A 1,233-nucleotide genomic window follows, 5' to 3' on the forward strand; every position below is an offset into this window, starting at 1 on the left:
CGCCACGGCTTCAGGACGGCGATGGCGAGGAGGGATGCGAGGACGTTGGCGCCGGCTGCGACGAGGAAGACGCCGTCCCAGCTTCCGGTGCTCTGCTGGAGGTAGTTGGCCACCGGCACGAGGAGGGCCGCGGTGCCTTTTGCGGTGTAGAGCAGTCCGGCGTTGGTGGCGGCGAACTTGGTGCCGAACGTGTCGGTGCAGGTGGAGGGGAAGAGGGAGTAGATCTCGCCCCAGGCGAAGAACACGAAGCCCGAGAGCAGCACGAACCACAGCGGGTCGTGGCCCCAGAGGTAGAGCATGTAGATGCCGAAGCCTTCCATGGCGAAGGCGATGAACATGGTGTTCTCGCGGCCGATCTTGTCGGAGACCCATCCGAAGAACGGGCGGGTCAGGCCGTTGAGGACGCGGTCGATGGTGGCCGCGAAGGTGATCGCCACCATGGTGATGCCCATGATCGTGACGGGGACCTTGTCGACGCCGATATCGGAGGCGATGGGCTTGAGGTTGGCGGTGATCATCAGGCCGCCGGCGCCGACGATGACGAACATGAAGTACATCAGCCAGAAGATCGGCTGGCGGGCGACCTCGCCGGGCGTGTAGTTGCGCCGGGTCTGGATGATGTTGGCGTTGGCCACGACCTCCGGCACCTGGCCCTTCTTGGGCGAGGTGAAGAAGAAGGCCAGCGCGCAGACGACGAGGCCCTGGCCGATGCCGAAGTTGAAGAAGGCGGCCTGGAAGCCGTGATCGGCGATCATCCACTGGATCGGGGCGACGGTGAGCGCCGAGCCGGCGCCGAAGCCGGCGGCGATGATGCCGGCGGCGAGGCCGCGCTTGTCGGGGAACCATTTCAGGGCCGAGCCGACGCAGGTGCCGTAGACGGCGCCGGCGCCGATGCCGGCCACGACCTGGCCGAGATAGAACATGTTGAGCGAGGCGGCGTAGGAGTTGATGACCCAGCCGATGCCGCAGAGCAGGCCGCCGAACAGGACCACGACCCGCGGGCCGTACTTGTCCACGAACCAGCCCTCCACCGGGACCAGCCAGGTCTCGAACAGCACGAACAGGGTGAAGGCCCACTGGATCGCGGCCCGGTCGAAGCCGAACTTCTTCTGGATGTCGGGGACGAAGAACGTCCAGCCGTATTGCAGGTTGGCGATCATCACCATGCAGATCACGCCGATCACAAGCTGACCCCAGCGGTATCCGTCGGATACGCGCTCGGTCGTCGGTTCC

1 protein-coding gene is annotated in these 1,233 nt (G+C 65.8%); it reads right to left on the bottom strand.

Translation table 11 applies throughout. The annotated features are described in order from the left end of the window. On the bottom strand, positions 1-1,233 hold a 1,233-nt coding region (gene oxlT / locus ACFQ4G_RS21855; RefSeq protein WP_238209321.1), incomplete at both ends, for an oxalate/formate MFS antiporter.

It is taken from the genome of Methylobacterium marchantiae (genome assembly GCF_042679825.1).
GTDB lineage: Bacteria > Pseudomonadota > Alphaproteobacteria > Rhizobiales > Beijerinckiaceae > Methylobacterium > Methylobacterium marchantiae.